The organism is Micromonospora sp. NPDC049275, assembly GCF_043197115.1.
Taxonomy (GTDB): Bacteria; Actinomycetota; Actinomycetes; order Mycobacteriales; family Micromonosporaceae; genus Micromonospora.
In genome coordinates this window covers 1-3,743 of the sequence record NZ_JBICSN010000030.1, presented here as the reverse complement: position 1 = coordinate 3,743, position 3,743 = coordinate 1, and the positions used below count along the sequence as shown (strand labels likewise).

The following is a 3,743-nucleotide window of genomic DNA, read 5'->3' as shown; positions in this document are numbered from 1 at the left end:
CTAGCACAGGTGGTTGGCAAGTCCGACCTCCGTGACCAGCCGACGATGATTGTGATGCCTACTCGGGCGCGGGTCTCCGCACCCGAGTAGGCCACGATCCATCCCGGTGAGGCGTCGCGTCCGGGTCAGGCTCGGGGCGACGGCTGAGCTCATCGCACCAGGCCGCCCCAGGGGCGTCCTTCCGCTCCCGGAAGCCGAGTCGTTTTCATGCGCTCGTCGATCTCGGCGAGTTGCGCCTCGGTCGGGTTCGGGCCGAGCCGGCCGAGCTCCTCGAAGAGCTTCTCGTTACCGGCCGGCGCGCTGATGAACAGGACTTTCCCGCCGGTCCGTGTGACGAAGGTGTGGTAGGCCCCGCGGGGCACGACCACTGTCGTGCCGGGTCCGCCGGAGAACTCGGCGTCGCCCACCCGGAACTGGTACTCCCCCTCCAGGACGAACATGACCTTCATGAAGTCGTGGTGGGCGTGGGGAGGGTTCTCGGTGATCACGTCGTGGTGGAACAGGAATGCACCGAGGGCCTCACCGACCTCGGCGCCCCGCACCAGGATCTCCGGCCGATGCGGACCGTTGAGCTGAATCAGCTCTCCCTCCCCGGGTGCGACAGCCCAGCCGTCAGGACCCCAGTCGGCTTTCGTAGCCATCGTTGCTTCCCCCTTGCTTCAGGTGTTGTGACGAGGCGATGGAGATCGCCGCCGTCAACAGACAGTTCCCCGGGTCTCGGGGCGACGCGAAATGACCGCCCGACCCAGGTTGGTCGTGGCGATCCGTACGTGCTCGAAGTCTTCGGCCGTCGCCTCTGCCTTCAGGTCCTCGGCGGTACGGGCGAACGGCACGTTCCAGCCGGCAAAGACAAGCCTGCTCCTGTTCGATCAAGATGCCACCCGGCTTGAGCGCACGCCTGACCATTCGTAGCGTGTCCGCGCGGGTCTCGGCCGGAAAGAACGGCTGGGCCCAGAAACAGGCGTCGAATCCCTCCGATTCCTCGAACTCCCGGGCGTCGATGGCGTCGAACGAGACAGCTAGTCGGTTGTCCTCCATGCCGGTGAACGCGGCCAATTCAGAAGATGTCCGCGGGCGACTCAGGAATGTCAGCCGGCCACGCTCGTGCGCTGCGGTCAGCAACGCCAATGCCTGCGCTCCGTGCGCCCAGGCGGAGATTCGCGCCTCGCCAGCTCTGGCGAGCTGGCTGCGTTCGACGGAGTCGGGCGGCTGATCAGTAGAGGGTTGAGTGTCTGTCATGTCACGCCAGCCTTCCCTGACACAGCGGTCCTGCCCTGGCTGGCCGGCCAGCTCGATGTGCTTCTCCACAGTCTCGTCGGGCGTCGTGAGCTGCGCCCGCAGGTTCGACTGATCGACTGCTTTCAGCAGAGGGTCGGCGTACTCGGGCGGCGGCACTCGTTCACTCGGCAAGCCACTCGTCGTCCGGGCTTTCCTCCTGAAAGCTAGCGACGCGGTGTTGACAGACACTTGATCAAGACCGGTAAATTCCCTGATCCTCGCCGGCGTCTCGTTCATCGCTCTCTGCGTCGGTGGTGACCATGCCGCGCGGGAAGCCCTGGTAGGTCTTCAGTGATCCGTTCCGCGTAGTACAGCAGCGGCGGACAAGGATCTTCCGACGGCAGGGTGCGGACGTGCATGCCCACGAGCGGGCGGTGGCAGCACGTCGCGGCTGTTCGCGGTCCGGACTGGCAGTTACCCAGACTCCGGACCAGTCGTGGTGGCTGGCCTACCTCGACACCGCCGCCCACGACATCGTCCTCCCCCACGCCCCGAGGGTGCTCCGCTATTGGAACCGGCCGTACGTGACGGCCCACGCCGGAGGGCCGCGGCGAGGCGTGACGGGGACTACCCTCGCCACTTCTCGGCGGGTCGGCAACCGCTTGTCGGTGTGCCGTAGATCCGCTTCCCGTCCGGGCCCGCAAAGCAATGTTCCAGTTCGTCTTCGGCCTGGAACAGCGGGCGCCTGTCGATCTCCGTTCCCTCGGCGTCGTAGCTGACCAGTTCAGGATCGACGCCGGCAGTGAGGCGAGCGTCGCTGGTCATCAGGCCGAAAGCTCCCCCGGAGAGCCGGGCCGCTGTGGTGTGGCCGTCGCCGTGGTCGAGTACGAGTCGGTGGACCCGCCCGCTGACCCGGCCGCTGACAATGACGTCCCCGCCGTCGGCCTCGGTGGAGGTCAGCAGCAGTCGCTGCACCGGCCCGGGCAGCCACTCACCGTGCGGCCAGGGATCGGTGACACCCCCGCCGGACTCACGATCCGTTCCCGGCGACTCGACGTCACAGGTGGCGTAGCCGACGTCGTTCATGAACAACACCAGCGCGCGGTGACCTCGCTCCATGGCCACCGCCAGGTCGGCCAGTGACACCGGGACGGTTTGCTCACTCGGGTTCTGCCGCGTCTGACGTCGCGGGGAGTTCCACTGCAGGCACCGCTCGGCCGCATCCCGCAGCGTCGGCGACAACTCACCCGATCCCATGGCCAGCACCTGCACAGGCGAGCGGTCCGGACGCTGCCACACCACCGCCGCGACACCGGACACCATGGCCAGCAGCACCACCCCCGCCACGGCGACTCGCAGTCGTGGCGTACGAGCTGGGCGCGGGCGCACAGAACCGAGGATCCGGGCCCGCATCGCGTACGCCGCCTTCGGCGGCAGGTCCCGCTCCGCGGGTAGGTCGAGAATGTTGTTCACCGCTCCCCCTCCTGAATCTCCTCGGGCAGCAGCCGCGCCAGGCGACTGCGCGCCCGACTCACCCGCGACCGCACCGCCACCTCACTGATGCCCAACACGGCCGCCGCGTCCGGGTACGACACACCGGACCACAGGCACAACGCCACCGCCTCCCGCTCGGCCGGCGGCAAACCACGGACCACATCGAGGACCTCGGTCATCCGCCGCTCGTCGTCCAGCCGCGCGGAAACCTCGTCTGCGAGGTCACCATCGGCGTACCGCTCCGCCGGCACACGCCGTAGCAGCGCCAGCCACCGGCGTGCCGACCGCCACTCGGAGCGGACCGCGTTGGTGGCGACGACCAGCAGCCACGGCAACGCCGAGCCGTCCACCAGGCGGGCGTCGTGCCGGCGGCGCCACGCAACGAGGAACGTCGCCTGGGTGACGTCCTCGGCCGTCGACCACGACCCGGTCAGCCGGAACGCATGGTTGTAGACCGGACGGGAATACCGGTCAAAGAGCCAACCGAACGCAGATTCGTCACCGGCGACGATCGAGATCCACAGTTCCTCGTCCGACGGCCGTACCTGATGCCTCACACCCCACTATGGCCGCCCACGCCGACTCTGTTGCAGCTCACGACGCACCTCTCGAACGGAGGTGGCGCACAAACAGCGCGCGGGACCCGCCCAGGCCATGGATGCGACCCGCTGCCTGGTATGTGGATCTGACGGTGTTTCCGGCCTGACCTGCCGGGCGAGCGCTTCCCAGCCGCTGAACCTACTAACCAAGATCGCCGGAAACACCGTCAGCGAGACAGCCCCGGCGGGTGACGGCTAGGTAGGTCGGGCGGTTGTCCAGGCCGTAGTGCCGGACCATGTCGGTGGCTCAGCTGCGTCCTGGCTCACCTACGGGTGGCGAGCGGACCGGATCCGCGTCTGTCCGAACCGACAGCTCGCGTCCCACCGTGATCGAATCGCGGCCGACTCGGAGGCACAAACCGTGCCCCCGAGTCGGCCGCGACAATCGGCAGCCCGTTACCGGCGGCCGAACGTGACACTCATCTCTGCTAC

Annotated in this window: 4 protein-coding genes; all 4 read right to left on the bottom strand. The window is 67.9% G+C overall.

What is annotated here, in order from left to right; all coding sequences use genetic code 11:
• Window positions 1–149 precede the first annotated feature (149 nt).
• The 4 genes from ACGFIE_RS33720 to ACGFIE_RS33705 all read right to left on the bottom strand — a co-directional run bounded on the left by ACGFIE_RS33720 (window position 150) and on the right by ACGFIE_RS33705 (window position 3,269).
• Complete coding sequence (locus ACGFIE_RS33720; protein ID WP_393302685.1) at window positions 150–641, bottom strand: cupin domain-containing protein; 492 nt, start codon at window positions 639–641, stop codon at window positions 150–152.
• A complete protein-coding gene (locus ACGFIE_RS33715; RefSeq protein WP_393302683.1) occupies window positions 613–1,515 on the bottom strand; it encodes a hypothetical protein in 903 nt (300 codons plus the stop codon). The genes ACGFIE_RS33720 and ACGFIE_RS33715 overlap by 29 nt, the downstream gene beginning before the upstream one ends.
• Window positions 1,516–1,845: 330 nt before the next feature.
• Window positions 1,846–2,691, bottom strand: a complete 846-nt coding sequence (locus tag ACGFIE_RS33710) for a hypothetical protein (protein WP_393302680.1) — start codon at window positions 2,689–2,691, stop codon at window positions 1,846–1,848.
• Entirely contained in the window at window positions 2,688–3,269 is a 582-nt protein-coding gene (locus tag ACGFIE_RS33705) for an RNA polymerase sigma factor (RefSeq protein ID WP_393302677.1), read from the bottom strand. Before ACGFIE_RS33705 ends, ACGFIE_RS33710 begins: the two co-directional genes overlap by 4 nt.
• Between the last annotated feature and the right edge of the window lie 474 nt (window positions 3,270–3,743).